General features: G+C 41.8%; 1 pseudogene. It reads left to right on the top strand.

The annotated features are described in order from the left end of the window. A pseudogene (locus tag SB765_RS32065) lies at window positions 1-251 on the top strand (protein translocase subunit SecF); the annotation flags it as partial.

Genomic DNA, 251 nt, shown 5'->3' with positions numbered 1-251 from the left:
GGCGCAGTTGGCGCGCTTTTACACGATGTAATCATTACGATTGGTTTATTCTCGGTGCTTGGTTTAGAGTTTGACTTAACTATTTTGGCAGCAATACTTGCCGTGATAGGTTACTCACTAAACGATACCATTGTTGTATCAGACCGTATTCGTGAAACCTTCCGCAAAGTGCGCATTGACGACACGATTGAAATTATTGATATCTCGCTTACGCAAACACTTAACCGTACCTTAGTAACCTCAATCACTAC

Source organism: Pseudomonas sp. SIMBA_067 (assembly GCF_046534675.1).
Classification (GTDB): Bacteria; Pseudomonadota; Gammaproteobacteria; order Pseudomonadales; family Pseudomonadaceae; genus Aquipseudomonas; species Aquipseudomonas putida.
Note: the sequence above shows the minus strand (reverse complement) of the source record. Positions and strands in the feature narration are given on the sequence as shown.